Below are 16,405 nucleotides of genomic sequence, written 5' to 3'. Positions count from 1 at the left end.
CGCCAGCGGCGTGCGCAGCTCGTGGGAGAGATCGCGGAGCAGTTGGCGCTGCAACACCATGTGCTCGTCGAGTCGCTCGGCCATATGGTCGAACGCCCGCCCCAGATCGCCCAGCTCGTCGCTGCGCCGGCTGATCTCTGCCTGCGTACGCGCCGTCAGGTCGTTGCCGCGCAGGGCATTGGCCTGCGCTCGCAGGCGTCCCAGCGGCACTACCCAGCGCCGATACAGCAACACTCCCAGCAGCAGGGCCAGCCCGGCCGGCACCAGGCCGTGGGTGACCAGGCGCTTGGCCGGCGACAAGCCGGGAGGGACGAACTCGGCGGGAAGACGCAGGACCACCCTGCCTTGCTCCGGATGTTCGGGGAAGCGCAGGTTGATGAATGGCCGCGACAGCGAGCGGGAACTCATCGGCCAGTCGACGCCCCGCAGGAAAGTCAGGCGCTCGGCTTCCTCCGTGGTGAGCGGACGACTGCCCAGCGATTGCAGCCGTCCGTCGAGCACGACCACCCAGTCCAGCGCCTGCTGGCGCGGCTCGGCCAGCCAACGGTCGATGCCCTCGCGGCCATCGTCGAGCCAGGCACGCTCGGCTCGCCGCGCATAATCCGCCAAGGCGGAGCGGGCTTCGGCGGACAGGTAGTAACCCTTCAGTTCAGCACTACGTCCCCAGGTCCAGGACAGCCATACCGATAGCAGGAAGAACGCCACCAGCACCAGGGCCAGGCGCCAGAACAGCGAATGGCGGTTGGGCATCATGGCGCCGGTGTCAGGACGTAACCCTTGCCCCAGACGGTATGCAACTGGTGACCGGCGTAACCGAGGCGTTGCAGCTTGCGCCGCAGGTGACTGACGTGCATGTCCAGGCTGCGATCATGCTGGGTATGACCGCGGTGCAGGACATGCTGGTAAAGGAAGGCCTTGGTCAGGGTCTCGCCTTCCGCGGCGAGGAAGGTTTCCAGCAGGCGGTATTCGGTCGGCGTCAGGCCGGCGAACCGCTCGCCAAGGCTGACATCGCAGACATCGGCAGAGAATTGCAGCGAGGGCCGCGCCAGCGGTTCGGCGCAGCGGCCCGGCGCGCCCCCCCGCTCCAGGGCGATCCGACGCAGGATGGCATCGATGCGTACCCGCAGCTCGGCCAGGCTGAAAGGCTTCGGCAGATAATCGTCGGCGCCCTGGCTGAACCCGGCGATGCGGTCCTGCTCGGCGCCCAGGGCCGACATCAGGATCACCGGCAGCGCCTGCTCCTGGCGGAGTTGGCGAAGAATCTCGAGGCCATCGCGCCCCGGCAGCATGATGTCCATCAGGATCAGGTCATAGGCGCCGCTGCGCGCAGCCGCCAACCCCTCTTCCCCGTCTCGGCACCAGGTCACCTCGAAACCGCTGCCATTGAGGTGCTGGAACAGATGTGCGCCCAGTGTCGGATCGTCCTCGATGGCCAGCAGTCGGGGGTCGGGCGTCAGGGATGGGAACATGGCAGCCAAATAAGATTGATTAGCAATCGTGCCAGTATTCACGATCTTTCCGCTTCGTCGCAAGCCGAATCCGCCGGGCTGCGCACATCGGTGCAGATTCCCCTTCCGCGACCCGCTAAACTGCGCGGGGTAAACGTATGGCCGGGGAGCGTCGGCCATCCCGATCTGGCTCGACGGAGAGACGTGTGTTCAAGGATCTCGGCATCAAGGGGCGCGTACTGCTGCTCACCCTGCTCCCCACCAGCCTGCTGGCGATGGTGCTTGGCGGTTACTTCACCTGGGTCCAGCTGTCCGACATGCGCGCCCAGTTGATCGAGCGCGGGCAACTGATCGCCGAACAACTGGCGCCGCTGGCCGCCACCGCGCTGGCGCGAAAGGATACCGCCGTGCTCAACCGCATCGCCAACGAGGCGCTGGACCAACCGGACGTGCGCGCGGTGACCTTCCTCGACGCCCGCCAGGAACGCCTCGCCCATGCCGGGCCAAGCATGCTCACCGTCGCCCCGGCCGGCGACGCCAGCCATCTGAGCATGTCCACCGAACTGGACACCACGCACTTCCTGCTACCGGTTCTTGGCCGCCACCACAGCCTGTCCGGCGCCACCGAGCCTGACGACGAGCGCGTACTCGGCTGGGTCGAACTGGAACTGTCGCACCACGGGACTCTGCTGCGCGGATATCGCAGCCTGTTCACCAGCCTCTTGCTGATCGCCGCCGGCCTCGGCGTCACCGCCCTCCTCGCCCTGCGCATGAGCCGCGCGATCAACGCGCCGCTGGAACTGATCAGCCAGGGCGTCGCCCAGCTCAAGGAAGGCCGCATGGAAACCCGCCTGCCACCGATGGGCAGCAACGAGCTGGACGAACTGGCCTCCGGCATTAACCGCATGGCGGAAACGCTGCAGAGCGCCCAGGAGGAAATGCAGCACAACATCGACCAGGCCACCGAGGACGTACGCCAGAACCTGGAAACCATCGAGATCCAGAACATCGAGCTGGACCTGGCGCGCAAGGAGGCCCTGGAGGCGAGCAGGATCAAGTCCGAGTTCCTCGCCAACATGAGCCACGAGATCCGCACCCCGCTCAACGGCATCCTCGGTTTCACCAACCTGCTGCAGAAGAGCGAGCTCAGCCCGCGCCAGCAGGACTACCTCACGACCATCCAGAAATCGGCGGAAAGCCTGCTGGGGATCATCAACGAGATCCTCGACTTCTCGAAGATCGAGGCCGGCAAGCTGGTTCTGGAAAACCTCCCCTTCAATCTCCGCGACCTGATCCAGGACGCCCTGACCATGCTGGCTCCGGCCGCCCACGAGAAGCAACTGGAACTGGTCAGCCTGGTCTACCGGGATACCCCGATCCAATTGCAGGGCGACCCGCAGCGGCTGAAGCAGATCCTCACCAACCTGGTCGGCAACGCCATCAAGTTCACCCAGGGCGGCACCGTCGCCGTACGCGCCATGCTCGAGGACGAAAGCGACGACCGCGCGCAGCTGCGGATCAGCGTCCAGGACACCGGTATCGGCCTCTCCGAGGAGGACCAGCAGGCCTTGTTCAAAGCCTTCAGCCAGGCCGACAACTCACTGTCGCGGCAAGCCGGTGGCACCGGCCTGGGCCTGGTGATCTCCAAGCGCCTGATCGAGCAGATGGGCGGCGAGATCGGCGTCGACAGTACGCCTGGGGAAGGCGCCGAATTCTGGATCAGCCTGAGTCTGCCGAAAAGTCGCGACGACAACGAGGAGCCAGGCGCCTCCTGGGCCGCGGGCCAGCGCGTGGCGCTGCTCGAACCGCAGGAGCTGACGCGCCGCTCGCTGCACCACCAGCTCACCGACTTCGGCCTGGAAGTGAGCGAATTCGCCGACCTCGACAGCCTCCAGGAAAGCCTGCGCAACCCACCGCCCGACCAGTTGCCGATCAGCCTGGCGGTGCTCGGCGTCTCGGCCGCGATCCATCCGCCGGAAGAGCTGAGCCAGTCGTTCTGGGAATTCGAACGGCTCGGCTGCAAGACCCTGGTGCTCTGCCCGACCACCGAGCAGGCGCAATACCACGCGACCCTGCCCGACGAACAGGTCGAGGCCAAGCCCGCCTGCACCCGCAAGCTGCAACGCAAGCTGCAGGAGTTGCTGCAGGTCCGCCCGACGCGCAGCGACAAGCCCCACGCCATGGTTTCCGGACGGCCGCCACGGCTGCTCTGCGTCGACGACAACCCGGCCAACCTGCTGCTGGTGCAGACCCTGCTCAGCGACCTCGGCGCCCAGGTCACTGCGGTGGACAGCGGCTACGCAGCCCTCGAGGTGGTGCAGCGCGAGCGCTTCGACCTGGTCTTCATGGACGTGCAGATGCCCGGCATGGACGGCCGCCAGGCCACCGAGGCGATCCGCCGCTGGGAGGCCGAGCGGGAAGTCAGCCCGGTGCCGGTGATCGCGCTCACCGCACATGCGCTTTCCAACGAGAAGCGCGCGTTGCTGCAGGCCGGCATGGACGACTACCTGACCAAGCCGATCGACGAGCAGCAATTGGCCCAGGTAGTGCTGAAGTGGACCGGACTGAGCCTGGGCCAGTCGCTGGCCAGCATGAGCCGTGCGCCGCAGCTCGGCCAGTTGAGCGTGCTCGACCCCGAGGAAGGGCTGCGCCTGGCCGCCGGCAAGGCCGACCTCGCCGCCGACATGCTGGCGATGCTGCTGGCCTCGCTGGCGGCGGACCGCCAGGCGATTCGCCAGGCCCGCGACAACGACGACCGCACCGCTTTGCTCGAGAGGGTCCACCGGCTGCACGGCGCCACCCGCTACTGCGGCGTGCCACAGCTGCGCGCGGCCTGCCAGACCAGCGAAACCCTGCTCAAGCAGAACGATCCGGCGGCGGCCGCGGCCCTGGACGAGCTGGACAAGGCCATCGAGGCCCTGGCCGACACTGCCTCGGCCACCACCCACCTGTCTTCCACCAGCCTCGACTCCAGCGAACTCTGACCATGCGCATCCTGTTCTTCAGCAGCCAGGCCTACGACAGCGAGAGCTTCCAGGCCAGCAACCACCGGCACGGCTTCGAACTGCACTTCCAGCAAGCCCACCTGCAGGCGGACACGGCGGTCCTCGCCCAGGGCTTCGAAGTAGTCTGCGCCTTCGTCAACGACGACCTCTCGCGGCCGGTGCTGGAACGCCTGGCCGCCGGCGGCACGCGCCTGGTCGCCCTGCGCTCGGCCGGCTACAACCACGTCGACCTGGCCGCCGCCGAAGCGCTCGGCCTGCCGGTGGTGCACGTCCCGGCCTATTCGCCGCACGCTGTCGCCGAGCACGCGGTCGGCCTGATCCTGACGCTCAACCGGCGCCTGCACCGCGCCTACAACCGGACCCGCGAGGGCGATTTCTCGCTGCATGGGCTGACCGGCTTCGACCTCCACGGCAAACGCGTGGGAGTGATCGGCACCGGACAGATCGGCGAGACCTTCGCCCGCATCATGGCCGGCTTCGGCTGCGAGCTGCTGGCCTACGATCCCTATCCCAATCCGCGTATCCAAGCGCTCGGTGGCCGCTACCTGGCGCTCGACGCCCTGCTCGCCGAGTCCGACATCGTCAGCCTGCATTGCCCGCTGACCGCCGACACCCGCCACCTCATCGACGCGCAGCGCCTGGCGACGATGAAGCCCGGCGCGATGCTGATCAATACCGGCCGTGGCGCCCTGGTGAACGCCGCGGCGCTGATCGAGGCGCTGAAGAGCGGACAACTGGGCTACCTCGGCCTGGATGTCTATGAAGAGGAAGCGGATATCTTCTTCGAGGATCGCTCCGACCAGCCCCTGCAGGATGACGTGCTGGCACGCCTGCTGAGCTTCCCCAACGTGGTGGTGACCGCCCACCAGGCCTTCCTTACCCGCGAGGCGCTGGCGGCGATCGCCGACACCACCCTGGACAACATCGCCGCCTGGCAGGACGGGACGCCACGCAATCGGGTCCGGGCCTGATGGCGTGGTAGCATGCGCGGCTGATTGGAGGCTCCATGGCTGAACACGATTTCCGTTACACCCTGCTCAACCCGCAATACACCCTCAACGAATGCCGCGCGCTCTCCCCGGGGCGCTACCAGGTCACCGGCACCGGCGGCTCGATCAAGGCCGACGACGTGCTGCTGGTCAGCCTCAAGGGCAGCAAGACCCTGAGCATGCGCCTGACCGTGGAAAAGGTTCGCCACCTGATCAACCCACCCGGCCAGTGGCTGGCGGTCGCCCGCGGCCCGGCATTCCGCGAACTGGCGATCCATACCTGGCAGGTCGACTGCGACCAGTGCCAGGCTCGTCTCGACTTCGAGTTCGCCGTGGACGCCAGTCTCGGTCGCAAGGCCCTGGCGCCGGCCGCCGAAGAGCGCATTCACGAACTGGGCTGGAGCAGCCGCGAAGGCAAGCACCTGTGCCCGAAATGCCAGTAGGGCGAACGCTCCGTCCGACCGACGGTCTGTGAACTATCGCCCGTACGAAATGCGCAAAGGAAACGCCATGAAACCCTCTCTCGCCCTCTTCGCCTCCACCGCCCTGGTACTGGGCGGTTGCGCCAGCCAGGAGACCACCCTGGAAACCGAGCAGGCCTACCAGGTCGACTGGGTCGGCGCACAACCGACGATGGACTACAGCCACATCAGCCTGACCTTCGACGGCCAGGGCCGTGCCTTCGGCAACGGCGGCTGCAACCACTGGTTCGCCAGCTACACCTTGCAGGACGACCTCCTTCAGTTCGGCGCCATCGGCAGCACCCGCCGCCTGTGCGCGGCGGAGATCATGGAGCAGGAACGGCGCTTCCTGGCCCTGCTGCAGAGCGTCCAGCACTGGGACATTTCGCCGTCCGACGAGCTGCGCCTGTGGCCGGCCGAAGGCAAGCCGCTGCGCCTGGTCCCCGAGCACGACTGAAGCCTGAAGCGGCGCTGCCCGGCGCCGCCCGTTTACATTTTTTTGACATCCATTTCATTCCCGCTTGACCACCACGTCCCTAGGCTTCCGCATCCTCGCCCGGAGACGCTTGATGTTCGCCCCACCCAGCACCGAGACACTCAACCGCTTCTTTCTGTTGTCGTGGCTGGTGGTGCTCTGGCAGGTGCTGCGCCTGCAGGACGGGATCGTCTTCGACGACGCCTGGCTGCCGGTGCTGCTGTACAGCGCCTGCCAGGTCAGCCGCGAACGCCTTCCCGCGCTCCCTCGGCGCGCCTGGCGCTACCTGTTGGCGGCCTTCCTCTGCCTGGCCCTGGGCGAACGCCTGGCCTATGCGTTCAGCTCCCTGCGCGACTACCGGCCGATCCTGCTGGCCAGCGAACGCTATCCGCTGTACCTGCCATTGACCGTCCGCAGCCTGGCGCGAAGCCTGGGCATCCAGCCGACGCCCACCCAGCGCGAGCTGCTCCAGCAGCAGAGCGACCTGCACTATCCGCTCCGGCCGCTGGAGATCAGCGCCCCGGCGAACCCATTGAACATCGTCTGGATCGTCGCCGAGTCGCTCCGCGGGGACATGCTCGATCCGCGCTACATGCCCAGGCTGTGGGACTTCTCCAACCGGGCGATCCGCCTGGACAACCACTACAGCAGCGGCAACCTGACCCAGATGGGCGTCTTCGGCATGTTCTACGGGCTGCACGGCGGCTACTGGGACGCCGTGCTGAAGGCCGGCCAGCCGCCGGTGCTCATGGAGGTACTCAGGCAGCAGAACTACCAGTTCCGGATCAATGCCGCGCAACGTTTCAGCTATCCGCCCTTCGACCGCAGCGTGTTCGTCAACCTGCGCCCGCAGGACCTGCACGTGCTGGATAGCCCGGAGCCTGCCTGGCAGCGCGACGCCCGGAACACCGACGACCTGCTGCGCTTCGTCGATCGCCGACTACCCGACCGGCCGTTCTTCGCCTGCCTGTTCCTCGAGTCGAGCCACGCCAACTACAGCTTCCGCGACGAGACCGCGAAAATCCGCCCCTATCTGGTCAACTTCAACTACCTGACCACCGATTTCCAGGCGCAGATGCCGCTGATCAAGAACCGCTACCTGAATGCCGTGCGCGAAGTCGATACACAGATCGGCCGCCTGCTGCAGCACCTGGAAAACCAGCACCTGCTGGAAAACACCGCGGTAGTGGTGCTCGGCGACCATGGGGAAGAGTTCATGGAACGCTCGCGCTGGGGCCACAATACCGAGTTCAATCGCTACCAGACCGGCACCGTCGCCGTGCTGAGCATTCCCGGACAGGCGCCCCGTGCCGTCCGCAGCATCACCAGCCACATCGACCTGCCCGCAACGCTCCTGCCGCTGCTGGGCGTACGCAATCCGCCCCGCGACTACTCGCTGGGACAGGACCTGCTCGCAGCAGACTACCATCGCGACTATGCGGTGAGCGCCGATACCACGCGCATCGCCTACCTGGGCGAAGGCTTCAAGGTGAGCTTCCCACTGCGTGGCGCGGACCGTCACCACGGTCCGGTGAGCGATGGCGACGACCGCCCGCTCGACGTGGAACAACAGGAAGCCATACGCGGCCCACTCCGTGCAGCACGCCTGGAACTGCTGCAGGATCTCGGCCGCTTCAGCGCCTTGCCGGTAGGGGAAGAGCCGTCGCCGCGGAGCCTCGCGACTTCGTTGACGCCATGAGGAGCATCAGAACAGCCTGAGTTGTTCGTGGGCACCCTGCAGGTCGAGCAGGCGCACGCCGACGCCGATCAGGCGCACCGGACGATTGCCACGGGCAAAGGCCTGGCCGAGCAATTGCCGGTAGCTCTCCAGGTCGCGCCCGGCGCCGGACTGTTCCACTGTGGTCTGGGTGAAATCGTGAAACTTCAGTTTCACGAACGGCTTGTCCGGCCGATAACTGCCATCCAGGCGTTGCAGGCGTCCGTCCAGCTCCTCGAGCAGGGTCGGCAGTTCCTCCAGGCAAGCCGCCAGGTCCGGCAGGTCGCGATCGAAGGTACATTCGACGCTCACCGACTGGCGCCGGCTGTCGACTTCCACCGGTCGCTCGTCGATACCATGGGCCAGTCCCCACAGGCGTTCGCCGAAGCTGCCGAACTCGCGCACCAGGCTCAGCTTGCTGCCCTGGCGCAGGTCGGCGCAGGTGCGGATGCCCATCCGCGCCAGGCGCTCCGCCGTGACCTTGCCAACGCCATGCAACTTGGCCACCGGCAACTCGGCGACGAACCCGTCGACCTGCTCCGGGGTAATCACGAACAGCCCGTCCGGCTTGCGCCAGTCGCTGGCGATCTTGGCCAGGAACTTGTTCGGCGCGACGCCCGCCGAAACGGTGATGTGCAGTTCCTCGGCCACCCGGCGGCGGATGTCCTGGGCGATCCGCGTGGCGCTACCGGCGAAATGCGGCGAAGCGCTGACGTCCAGGTAGGCCTCGTCCAGCGAAAGCGGCTCGATCAGATCGGTATAGTCGCGGAAGATCGCATGGATCTGCTTCGACACCGCCCGGTATACATCGAAACGCGGGCGCACCACCAGCAGATCGGGACACAGCTTGAGCGCCGTGCGCATGGCCATCGCCGAGCGCACGCCATAGGCCCGCGCCTCGTAGCTGCAAGTGGCGACCACTCCGCGCTTGTCCGGCGAACCGCCAACCGCCAGCGCCTTGCCGCGCAGGCTGGGGTCGTCGCGCATCTCGAGGGCGGCGTAGAAACAGTCGCAGTCTATATGGATGATTTTCCGCACCGGAATCTCGCTACAAGCCCCGCCGGGCCTGCCCCGGAGCGCCGAATTCTAGCATTGGGCAAGCGCTAAGCATTTGAAGAAAAAACACTTTTTTCGAAAAATCGATTGACAGCCCGACGAGAGTCCGTAGAATGCGCCCACACAGACGCGGGATGGAGCAGTCTGGTAGCTCGTCGGGCTCATAACCCGAAGGTCGTTGGTTCAAATCCAGCTCCCGCAACCACATTCGAAAAGCCCCGGCACTAGCGATAGCGCCGGGGCTTTTTGCATTCCGACACTCGTGCTCCACTGCATCGCCTCGCCCTCCGTTCGCTCGCATCATCGCACATTTAACTGTATATTCGTACAGCCAGCTCAGCCTTCGATGAATGCTCGGTAACGGATACGGAAAGGACAGACAGATGCTGAACGTCGAACAATTGAAGCGCAGCGTGAACCGGATGGGACTCGACGACATCCGCCAGGCAGTGGACGAACTGCAGATGGACGGCCTGGTCACCGACGGCAAGACGCCGTTCACCCGCGTGCACTTCAATACCTGCTTCGCCGAGATCGAGGCGCTGTTCCAGCGCGCCGGCTTCCACCGGCCGCTCGATGTGGTCGGCTACCAGGGCGAGATCTATGCGTTGTACGACCCCTCTCGCTGGGAGGCCGTGGAAGTGCTGCGCTGGTTGAAGGAATACCGCGAGGAATCGCGTCACCTGACTCCGGCGTGAGCGCAACGCCTGCGTCAGCGCAACTCGTGTGCCAGGCGCGCGCAGGCCATCCCCACGACCAGCATCACCAGCGGACCGAAGGCCCGCATGGAGATCCGCGCAAGGCTCCAGGACTCTTTCGCAGCGAACAGGCTGGCCGGATTCACCGAATAGACCAGCAGGGAACCGCAGAACAGCCCCAGGCCCAACAGGCCCAGGCGGCGCAACCAACCGTCGTGGCGGAGCAACACCACCAGCAGGGCGCCGTACAACAGGCAATCGACCCGCGCCACCGAATCCTTGACCTGCAACGACTGTTCCCAATCCCCCAGCCACCATCCAGCGGCCACGCCCAGCACGACTCCGGCGCCGACATGAATGCCCGCCTGGATCATCGTCACCCTTCCCTCCTCGGAAATGGTCGGACAGTGCAAGCCGCCACTATGCCCACGGCAAGCTGAACCATCGCTGAACGAATACCAGCAAATGGCCTTCGGCCACTTCGCCGACGCAACTCCTGCAAAACCCGGCGGTCTTCTCCCTGTGACAGGACGCCGCCCCGCACAGAAAAAATCTGCTGCGACCACTTGGGAACTCGCCCGAGAGGCCATACTCTGTCGCGCAAATTCCCATGAGGTGGCTGATGCGCACCGACGCTCCCGTTCCAGAACATCCCGCTCCACCCAGCTCTCCCGCGTCCCCACAACGCATCCGGCTGATCGATCGGATTACCGCCTACCGCCAGCCCATCGGCCTGGTCTTCACCTTGCTGCTGTTCGGCCTGGCGCTGGTGGCCTGCTACCACCTGCTACGGGAGATCGATCCCGGCGCCCTCCACGATGCCATCGCCGACGTGCCCAGGCCGGCGCTGCTCGGCGCCCTGAGCGCGACCGCCCTCGGCTTCGTCATCCTGCTCGGCTACGAGTGGTCGGCCAGCCGCTTCGCTGGCGTCACGCTGCCCATGCGCAGCCTGGCCACCGGCGGCTTCAGCGCCTTCGCCATCGGCAATGCGGTAGGCCTGTCGCTGCTTTCCGGCGGCTCCGTACGCTACCGACTGTATTCCCGGCATGGCATCGGCGCTGCCGAAATTGCCCGGATGACGCTATTTGCCAGCCTTTCCCTGGGCTGCGCACTGCCGGTGCTGGCGGCACTCGCCGCACTCTGCGACCTCGACGATGCGGCATCGGCGCTGCACCTGCCCCACGCCCTGGTCGCCGTCATCGCGATCGCCGTCCTGTCGCTGGCTGTCGGCCTGGTGGCGTTCCTGGCCCGGCACCGTCTGCCGGGAGAACGGCCGTCCCCCGACAGCCTGCTGGTCCGCCTCGGCCGCCGCAGCCTGCGCCTGCCAGGCCTGCGCCTATCGCTGCTGCAACTGCTGATCACCGCCCTCGACGTCGCCGCCGCCGCTACCGTCCTTTATCTGTTGCTGCCGGAAACCCCACCCTTCGCGGCGTTCCTGCTGGTCTACCTGCTCGCCCTGGCCGCCGGCGTACTCAGCCACGTACCGGGCGGAGTCGGGGTGTTCGAGGCGGTGCTGCTGGCCGCGTTCGCCGGCCAACTGGGCGCCGCGCCGCTGGCCGCGGCCCTGCTCTTGTACCGCTTGATTTATGTGGTGCTGCCACTGCTGCTGGCCTGCCTTTTGTTGCTGTTCCTCGAAGCGCGCCGGTTGTGGGTGACGCGCCAGGCGATCCGCGTCGCCTCGGGTTTCGCCGCACCGATCCTGGCGATCCTGGTCTTCCTCTCCGGTGTCGTGCTGCTGTTTTCCGGCGCCACACCGGCGATCGACACCCGCCTGGAGCACCTCGGCTTCCTCATTCCACATCGCCTGATCGATGCCTCGCACCTGGTCGCCAGCCTGATCGGCGTGCTCTGCCTGCTGCTCGCGCAGGGTTTGCGCCGACGGCTGTCGGCCGCCTGGGCCCTGACCCTGGTGCTGTTGCTGGTGGGCGCCCTGCTTTCGCTGCTGAAAGGCTTCGACTGGGAAGAAGCCAGCCTGCTGAGCCTGACCGCCGCGCTGCTCGCCATGTTCCGCCGCTCCTTCTACCGTCCCAGCCGGCTGATGGAAGTACCCTTCTCGCCGCTCTATGTAGGCGCCAGCATCTGCGTGGTCGGCGCCTCGGTCTGGCTGCTGCTGTTCGCCAACCAGGACGTGCATTACAGCAACCAGCTCTGGTGGCAGTTCGCCCTGGACGCCGACGCCCCGCGCGCCCTGCGCGCCGCCCTCGGCAGTTGCCTGCTGCTCCTGGCCCTGGCCCTTGGCTGGCTGCTGCGCGCGGCACCGCCGGCGATCCGCGAGCCGAACGCGGAAGAGCTGCAGCGCGCGGCGCGGATCATCCGCCACTCGGACCAGCCGGATGGCGGCCTGGCCCTGACCGGCGACAAGGCCCTGCTCTTCCATGAGAGCGACGACGCTTTCCTCATGTACGCCCGCCGCGGTCGCAGCATGATCGCCCTGTACGACCCGATCGGCCCGGCCATGCAGCGCGCCGAACTGATCTGGCAGTTCCGCGACCTCTGCGACCTGCACCATGCCCGCCCGGTGTTCTACCAGGTGCGTGCCGAGAACCTGCCGTTCTACATGGACATCGGCCTGACCGCCCTCAAGCTCGGCGAAGAAGCGCGAGTCGACCTGCTGCGCTTCGACCTGGAGAACAAGGGCAAGGAAATGAAAGACCTGCGCTACACCTGGAACCGCGGCCAGCGCGACGGCCTGGCCCTGGAGTTCCATGAACCGGGCCAGGCTCCGCTGGACGAGCTGAAGGCGATATCGGACGCCTGGCTGGGCGGCAAGCAGGTGCGCGAGAAAGGCTTCTCCCTGGGCCGCTTCACCCCGGCGTACCTGAACTTCTTCCGCATCGCCATCGTCCGCCACCAGGGCAAGCCGGTGGCCTTCGCCAACCTGCTGGAAACCGACAGCCGCGAACTGGCGAGCCTCGACCTGATGCGCGTGCACCCGGAGGCGCCGAAGCTGACCATGGAGTTCCTCATGCTCGGCCTCATCCTCCACTACAAGGCCCAGGGCCACGCGCGCTTCAGCCTCGGCATGGTGCCGCTGGCCGGGCTCCAGCCAAGGCGCGGCGCGCCGTTGACCCAGCGCCTGGGCGCGCTGGTCTTCCGGCGGGGCGAACAGTTCTACAATTTCCAGGGGCTGCGACGCTTCAAGGACAAGTTCCAGCCCGACTGGGAACCCCGCTACCTGGCCGTGCCAGCCGGGCTCGACCCGCTGGTGGCCCTGGCCGATACCGCCGCGCTGATCGCCGGCGGCCTGACTGGATTGGTGAAACGCTGATATGTCTGTCGTGAAACGTCACTGGCGCCGTTTTCTGGTCGCCGCCCTGGTGCTGATCGTCGGTGCCGCCCTGCTGCTCTGGAGCCGACCGGCGGCCCAGGCGAAACTGGAAGCCCTGGACCTCGACGACGGCGGCCACGCCACCCTTGCCGAACCCGGCGAGAAGCCGCGCTCGCGGGTGGTGGTGATCGCCGCCCCCGAACAGCAACTGAACGACGCCCAGATGCTGAACCTGGCTCACGACAGCGCCGCCCGGGTGATCCAGTACTTCCCCCCGGAAAACGGCGATTGCAGGGCGCAGCAGTCCCGGCTCGAAGCGGTCATTGCCCACCTCGGCGGCAAGCCGAACCTGGTCGCCGGCATCGGCCCGGGCTCGACCACCGCCTGGCGCTGGCTCGCCAGCCAGGACGACGACAAGGCCAAGGCGCTCTCGGTCGGCTTCGACATTGCCCTGGCCGAGCGCGACTGCGACGCCCCGCTGCCGCACCAGGCGTCGCACGGCCAGTGGCTGCTGGCCTGGAACGACAACCCGGACGACGACACCGCAGTCTTCGTCCGCAAGCAGTCGAGCGCGGAAACCAGCATCAGCGACTACGACACCCCGCTGTCCGACGTGCTCGCCCATCAGTTGCGCCTGCAACTGCAAGGCAACGCCGAGGCCCTGCCGGTACTCGAGGTCCCCGCGGCGCAAGCCTCGGACATCGTCACCCTGTTCTATTCCGGCGACGGCGGCTGGCGCGACCTGGACAAGGACTCTGCCGAGCATATGGCCAGCATGGGCTACCCGGTGGTCGGCATCGACACCCTGCGCTACTACTGGCAACACAAGAGCCCGGAACAGAGCGCCGCCGACCTCTCCAAGCTGATGCAACACTACCGCGAGAAGTGGGGCGCGAAACGTTTCGTCCTGGCCGGCTACTCGTTCGGCGCTGACATCCTGCCGGCGATCTACAACCGCCTGCCCGGAAAGGACCAGCAGCAAGTGAAAGCCATGCTGCTGCTGGCGCTGGCGCGGACCGGCAGCTTCGAGATCGAAGTGGAAGGCTGGCTGGGCAAGGCCGGCGAGGAAGCCGCCACCGGCCCGGAAATGGCCAGGTTGCCGGCGGCCAAGGTGTTCTGCATCTATGGCGCCGAAGAAAAGGACGAAAGCGGCTGTACCCAATCCCAGGCCGTCGGCGAGAAGCTCGAACTGCCGGGCGGCCACCACTTCGACGAGGACTACCTGTCCCTGGCGAAGAAGATGCTCCAGGCCATCCGCGACCGCGAGAACGCTCCCGACGCCTGATCGCGATCAAGCTCTCCCCGCTCCGCCGTTCTTGTCCCCGGCCGACGCCAGCTAGACTGAGCCTGCCGGGGCCATTCAGGCTGGCTTCAGCGGAGCCGCCGAGAATACCGGCCGACCCGCCGCAGAGCGGGCTCCCGAGAGCCGAAGAGAAGGAACCGTGATGAGCTGGAAAAACACCGAATCCCGTTATGGGAGCCTGACCATTGCCCTGCACTGGCTGACCCTGCTGCTGATCGCCGGGGTCTACGCCTGTATCGAACTGAAGGGCAATTTCCCCAAGGGCAGCGAAACCCGCGAACTGCTCAAGCAATGGCACTTCATGCTTGGCCTGAGCGTTTTCCTGCTGGTCTGGTTGCGCCTGCTGGTGCGCCTGGCCAGCCCTACCCCGCGCATAGAGCCCGCCATCCCCGCCTGGCAGGCGACGCTGGCCAGGCTGATGCACTACGCCCTCTACCTGATGATGATCGGCCTACCCTTCGCCGGCTGGCTGATCCTCAGCGCCGCCGGCAAGCCGATACCGTTCTTCGGCCTGGAGCTACCGCCGCTGGTCGACAAGAACCCCGACCTCGCTGGGCAAATCAAGGAATGGCACGAAACCATCGGCAACGCCGGTTATTTCCTGATCGGCCTGCACGCCGCCGCGGCGCTCTTCCATCACTTCGTCAGCCGCGACAACACCCTGGTACGGATGCTGCCGCAACGGCGCTGAGAAACGTGCAAAAAAACGCGCCCAGTCGGGCGCGCTTTTTTTGCAGCGGAACGGATCAGATCTCGACCTGGGTTCCCAACTCGATCACCCGGTTGAGCGGCAGGTTGAAATAGCGCAGGTTGCCGTTGGCGTTCTTCAGCAGGAAGGCGAACAGCCCCTCGCGCCAGCGCGCCATGCCGATGCGCTTGGATGGAATCACCGTCTCCCGGCTGAGGAAGTAGGTGGTGCGCATCGGGCTGAAGTCCAGTTCGTTGAGATGGCACAGGCGCAAGGCCGCCGGGATGTCCGGCTCTTCCATGAAGCCGAAGTGCAGGATCACCCGGAAGAATCCGTCGCCATAGGCCTCGACCTCGAAACGGCGATCCGGCGAAACCCGTGGGCTGTCTTCGTTGACCACGGTGAGCAGCACCACCTGCTCGTGCAGCACCTGGTTGTGCAACAGGTTGTGCAGCAGCGCGTGAGGCACCGCGTCGGTACGTGCGGTAAGGAACACCGCGGTCCCCTGGACCCGGTGCGGCGGCTGCACGCGCATGCTGGAAATGAACACCGAGAGCGGCAGAGAGCCCTCGTCGAGACGCTCCACCAGCAGTTGGCGGCCACGCTTCCAGGTGGACATCAGGATGAAGATGACGATACCCGCGATGACCGGGAAGGCGCCGCCCTGGATCACCTTGGGCAGGTTGGCGGCGAAGAACAGGCTGTCCACCGCGAGCATCACGCAGAAGAACGGGACGCCCAGCCACAGCGGCCATTTCCACAGGCGCCAGATCACCACGCCCATCAGCAGGGTGGTGATCAGCATGGTTCCGGTCACCGCCACGCCGTAGGCCGCCGCCAGCGACGCCGAGGACTCGAAGCCGAGCACCAGCAGGACCACGCCGACCATCAGCGCCCAATTCACCCCGCCGATGTAGATCTGCCCCTGTTCGTGGCTGGAAGTGTGCTGGATGGTCATCCGCGGCACGTAGCCGAGCTGGATCGCCTGACGGGTCAGGGAGAAGGCGCCGGAGATCACCGCTTGGGAGGCGATCACCGTGGCCAGGGTGGACAGCGCCACCATCGGCAGCAGCGCCCAGCCGGGCGCCAGCAGGTAGAAGGGGTTGCGCGCCGCCTCGACGTTGGAAAGGATGGTCGCGCCCTGGCCGAAGTAGTTCAGCACCAGCGCCGGCAGCACCAGCAGGAACCAGGCACGGGCGATCGGCTTGCGACCGAAGTGGCCCATGTCGGCGTACAGCGCCTCGGCGCCGGTCAGCGCCAGTACGGTGGCGCCGAGGATGGCGACACCGATGCCGGG

At 66.5% G+C, this 16,405-nt stretch carries 13 protein-coding genes, 1 tRNA gene and 1 pseudogene; 10 read left to right on the top strand and 5 right to left on the bottom strand.

What is annotated here, in order from left to right:
- Both pirS and pirR read right to left on the bottom strand, forming a co-directional pair.
- Positions 1–750: pseudogene (gene pirS, locus FFS27_RS13575) on the bottom strand (sensor histidine kinase PirS); the annotation flags it as partial.
- Positions 750–1,469, bottom strand: a complete 720-nt coding sequence (gene pirR / locus FFS27_RS13570) for a response regulator transcription factor PirR (protein WP_003109933.1) — start codon at positions 1,467–1,469, stop codon at positions 750–752. The pseudogene pirS and the gene pirR, both read right to left, overlap by 1 nt.
- A gap of 185 nt (positions 1,470–1,654) precedes the next feature.
- Between pirR and gacS the strand changes: the two genes are divergently transcribed.
- The 5 genes from gacS to FFS27_RS13545 all read left to right on the top strand — a co-directional run bounded on the left by gacS (position 1,655) and on the right by FFS27_RS13545 (position 8,077).
- The gene (gene gacS / locus FFS27_RS13565) at positions 1,655–4,432 is read left to right on the top strand and encodes a two-component system sensor histidine kinase GacS (protein WP_021264334.1); all 2,778 of its coding nucleotides are present in this window, start codon (positions 1,655–1,657) and stop codon (positions 4,430–4,432) included.
- A 2-nt stretch (positions 4,433–4,434) separates the two neighbouring features.
- The gene (locus FFS27_RS13560) at positions 4,435–5,424 is read left to right on the top strand and encodes a 2-hydroxyacid dehydrogenase (protein ID WP_003112591.1); all 990 of its coding nucleotides are present in this window, start codon (positions 4,435–4,437) and stop codon (positions 5,422–5,424) included.
- A gap of 35 nt (positions 5,425–5,459) precedes the next feature.
- Complete coding sequence (locus FFS27_RS13555; RefSeq protein ID WP_003086023.1) at positions 5,460–5,885, top strand: hypothetical protein; 426 nt, start codon at positions 5,460–5,462, stop codon at positions 5,883–5,885.
- A 67-nt stretch (positions 5,886–5,952) separates the two neighbouring features.
- Positions 5,953–6,360, top strand: coding sequence for an META domain-containing protein (locus FFS27_RS13550; RefSeq protein ID WP_003086021.1), 408 nt, complete (start codon positions 5,953–5,955; stop codon positions 6,358–6,360).
- Positions 6,361–6,472: 112 nt separating this feature from the next.
- The gene (locus FFS27_RS13545) at positions 6,473–8,077 is read left to right on the top strand and encodes a sulfatase-like hydrolase/transferase (protein WP_137952060.1); all 1,605 of its coding nucleotides are present in this window, start codon (positions 6,473–6,475) and stop codon (positions 8,075–8,077) included.
- 6 nt (positions 8,078–8,083) lie between these two features.
- Here the strand turns inward: FFS27_RS13545 and dinB are convergent, their stop codons facing one another.
- Positions 8,084–9,133, bottom strand: a complete 1,050-nt coding sequence (gene dinB / locus FFS27_RS13540) for a DNA polymerase IV (protein WP_003086018.1) — start codon at positions 9,131–9,133, stop codon at positions 8,084–8,086.
- 146 nt (positions 9,134–9,279) lie between these two features.
- Here dinB and FFS27_RS13535 point away from each other — a divergent pair.
- A tRNA-Met gene (locus FFS27_RS13535) sits at positions 9,280–9,356 on the top strand.
- A gap of 178 nt (positions 9,357–9,534) precedes the next feature.
- A complete protein-coding gene (locus tag FFS27_RS13530) occupies positions 9,535–9,849 on the top strand; it encodes a transcriptional regulator (protein ID WP_003109929.1) in 315 nt (104 codons plus the stop codon).
- 14 nt (positions 9,850–9,863) lie between these two features.
- Here the strand turns inward: FFS27_RS13530 and FFS27_RS13525 are convergent, their stop codons facing one another.
- The gene (locus FFS27_RS13525; protein ID WP_170323399.1) at positions 9,864–10,229 is read right to left on the bottom strand and encodes a hypothetical protein; all 366 of its coding nucleotides are present in this window, start codon (positions 10,227–10,229) and stop codon (positions 9,864–9,866) included.
- Positions 10,230–10,471: 242 nt separating this feature from the next.
- Between FFS27_RS13525 and mprF the strand changes: the two genes are divergently transcribed.
- The 3 genes from mprF (at position 10,472) to FFS27_RS13510 (ending at position 15,111) form a co-directional block, all read left to right on the top strand.
- Positions 10,472–13,117 carry a bifunctional lysylphosphatidylglycerol flippase/synthetase MprF gene (gene mprF, locus FFS27_RS13520; RefSeq protein ID WP_019484435.1) on the top strand — a complete coding sequence of 882 codons (2,646 nt, stop codon included), beginning with the start codon at positions 10,472–10,474 and terminating at the stop codon, positions 13,115–13,117.
- A 1-nt stretch (position 13,118) separates the two neighbouring features.
- Positions 13,119–14,402 (top strand): virulence factor family protein, encoded by a 1,284-nt coding sequence (locus tag FFS27_RS13515; protein WP_019484436.1) that lies wholly within the window; start codon positions 13,119–13,121, stop codon positions 14,400–14,402.
- A 160-nt stretch (positions 14,403–14,562) separates the two neighbouring features.
- Positions 14,563–15,111 (top strand): cytochrome b, encoded by a 549-nt coding sequence (locus FFS27_RS13510; protein ID WP_003086007.1) that lies wholly within the window; start codon positions 14,563–14,565, stop codon positions 15,109–15,111.
- Between the two features lie 55 nt (positions 15,112–15,166).
- Here FFS27_RS13510 and FFS27_RS13505 read toward each other — a convergent pair.
- Positions 15,167–16,405: KUP/HAK/KT family potassium transporter (locus FFS27_RS13505; RefSeq protein ID WP_137952059.1), on the bottom strand; the 1,239-nt coding region annotated here is incomplete at its 5' end.

Origin of the sequence: Pseudomonas sp. 2VD (genome assembly GCF_005503585.1) — a bacterium.
Taxonomy (GTDB): Bacteria; Pseudomonadota; Gammaproteobacteria; order Pseudomonadales; family Pseudomonadaceae; genus Pseudomonas; species Pseudomonas aeruginosa.
The sequence above is the reverse complement of the archived record's forward strand: the minus strand, read 5'-3'. Positions and strand labels throughout refer to the sequence as shown.

Bases quoted from the DNA above. Each gene is read 5' to 3' on its own strand.
- pirR (WP_003109933.1), bottom strand. From the start codon at position 1,469: ATGTTCCCATCCCTGACGCCCGACCCCCGACTGCTGGCCATCGAGGAC.
- FFS27_RS13560 (WP_003112591.1), top strand. From the start codon at position 4,435: ATGCGCATCCTGTTCTTCAGCAGCCAGGCCTACGACAGCGAGAGCTTC.
- FFS27_RS13555 (WP_003086023.1), top strand. From the start codon at position 5,460: ATGGCTGAACACGATTTCCGTTACACCCTGCTCAACCCGCAATACACC.
- FFS27_RS13550 (WP_003086021.1), top strand. From the start codon at position 5,953: ATGAAACCCTCTCTCGCCCTCTTCGCCTCCACCGCCCTGGTACTGGGC.
- FFS27_RS13545 (WP_137952060.1), top strand. From the start codon at position 6,473: ATGTTCGCCCCACCCAGCACCGAGACACTCAACCGCTTCTTTCTGTTG.
- FFS27_RS13530 (WP_003109929.1), top strand. From the start codon at position 9,535: ATGCTGAACGTCGAACAATTGAAGCGCAGCGTGAACCGGATGGGACTC.
- mprF (WP_019484435.1), top strand. From the start codon at position 10,472: ATGCGCACCGACGCTCCCGTTCCAGAACATCCCGCTCCACCCAGCTCT.
- FFS27_RS13515 (WP_019484436.1), top strand. From the start codon at position 13,119: ATGTCTGTCGTGAAACGTCACTGGCGCCGTTTTCTGGTCGCCGCCCTG.
- FFS27_RS13510 (WP_003086007.1), top strand. From the start codon at position 14,563: ATGAGCTGGAAAAACACCGAATCCCGTTATGGGAGCCTGACCATTGCC.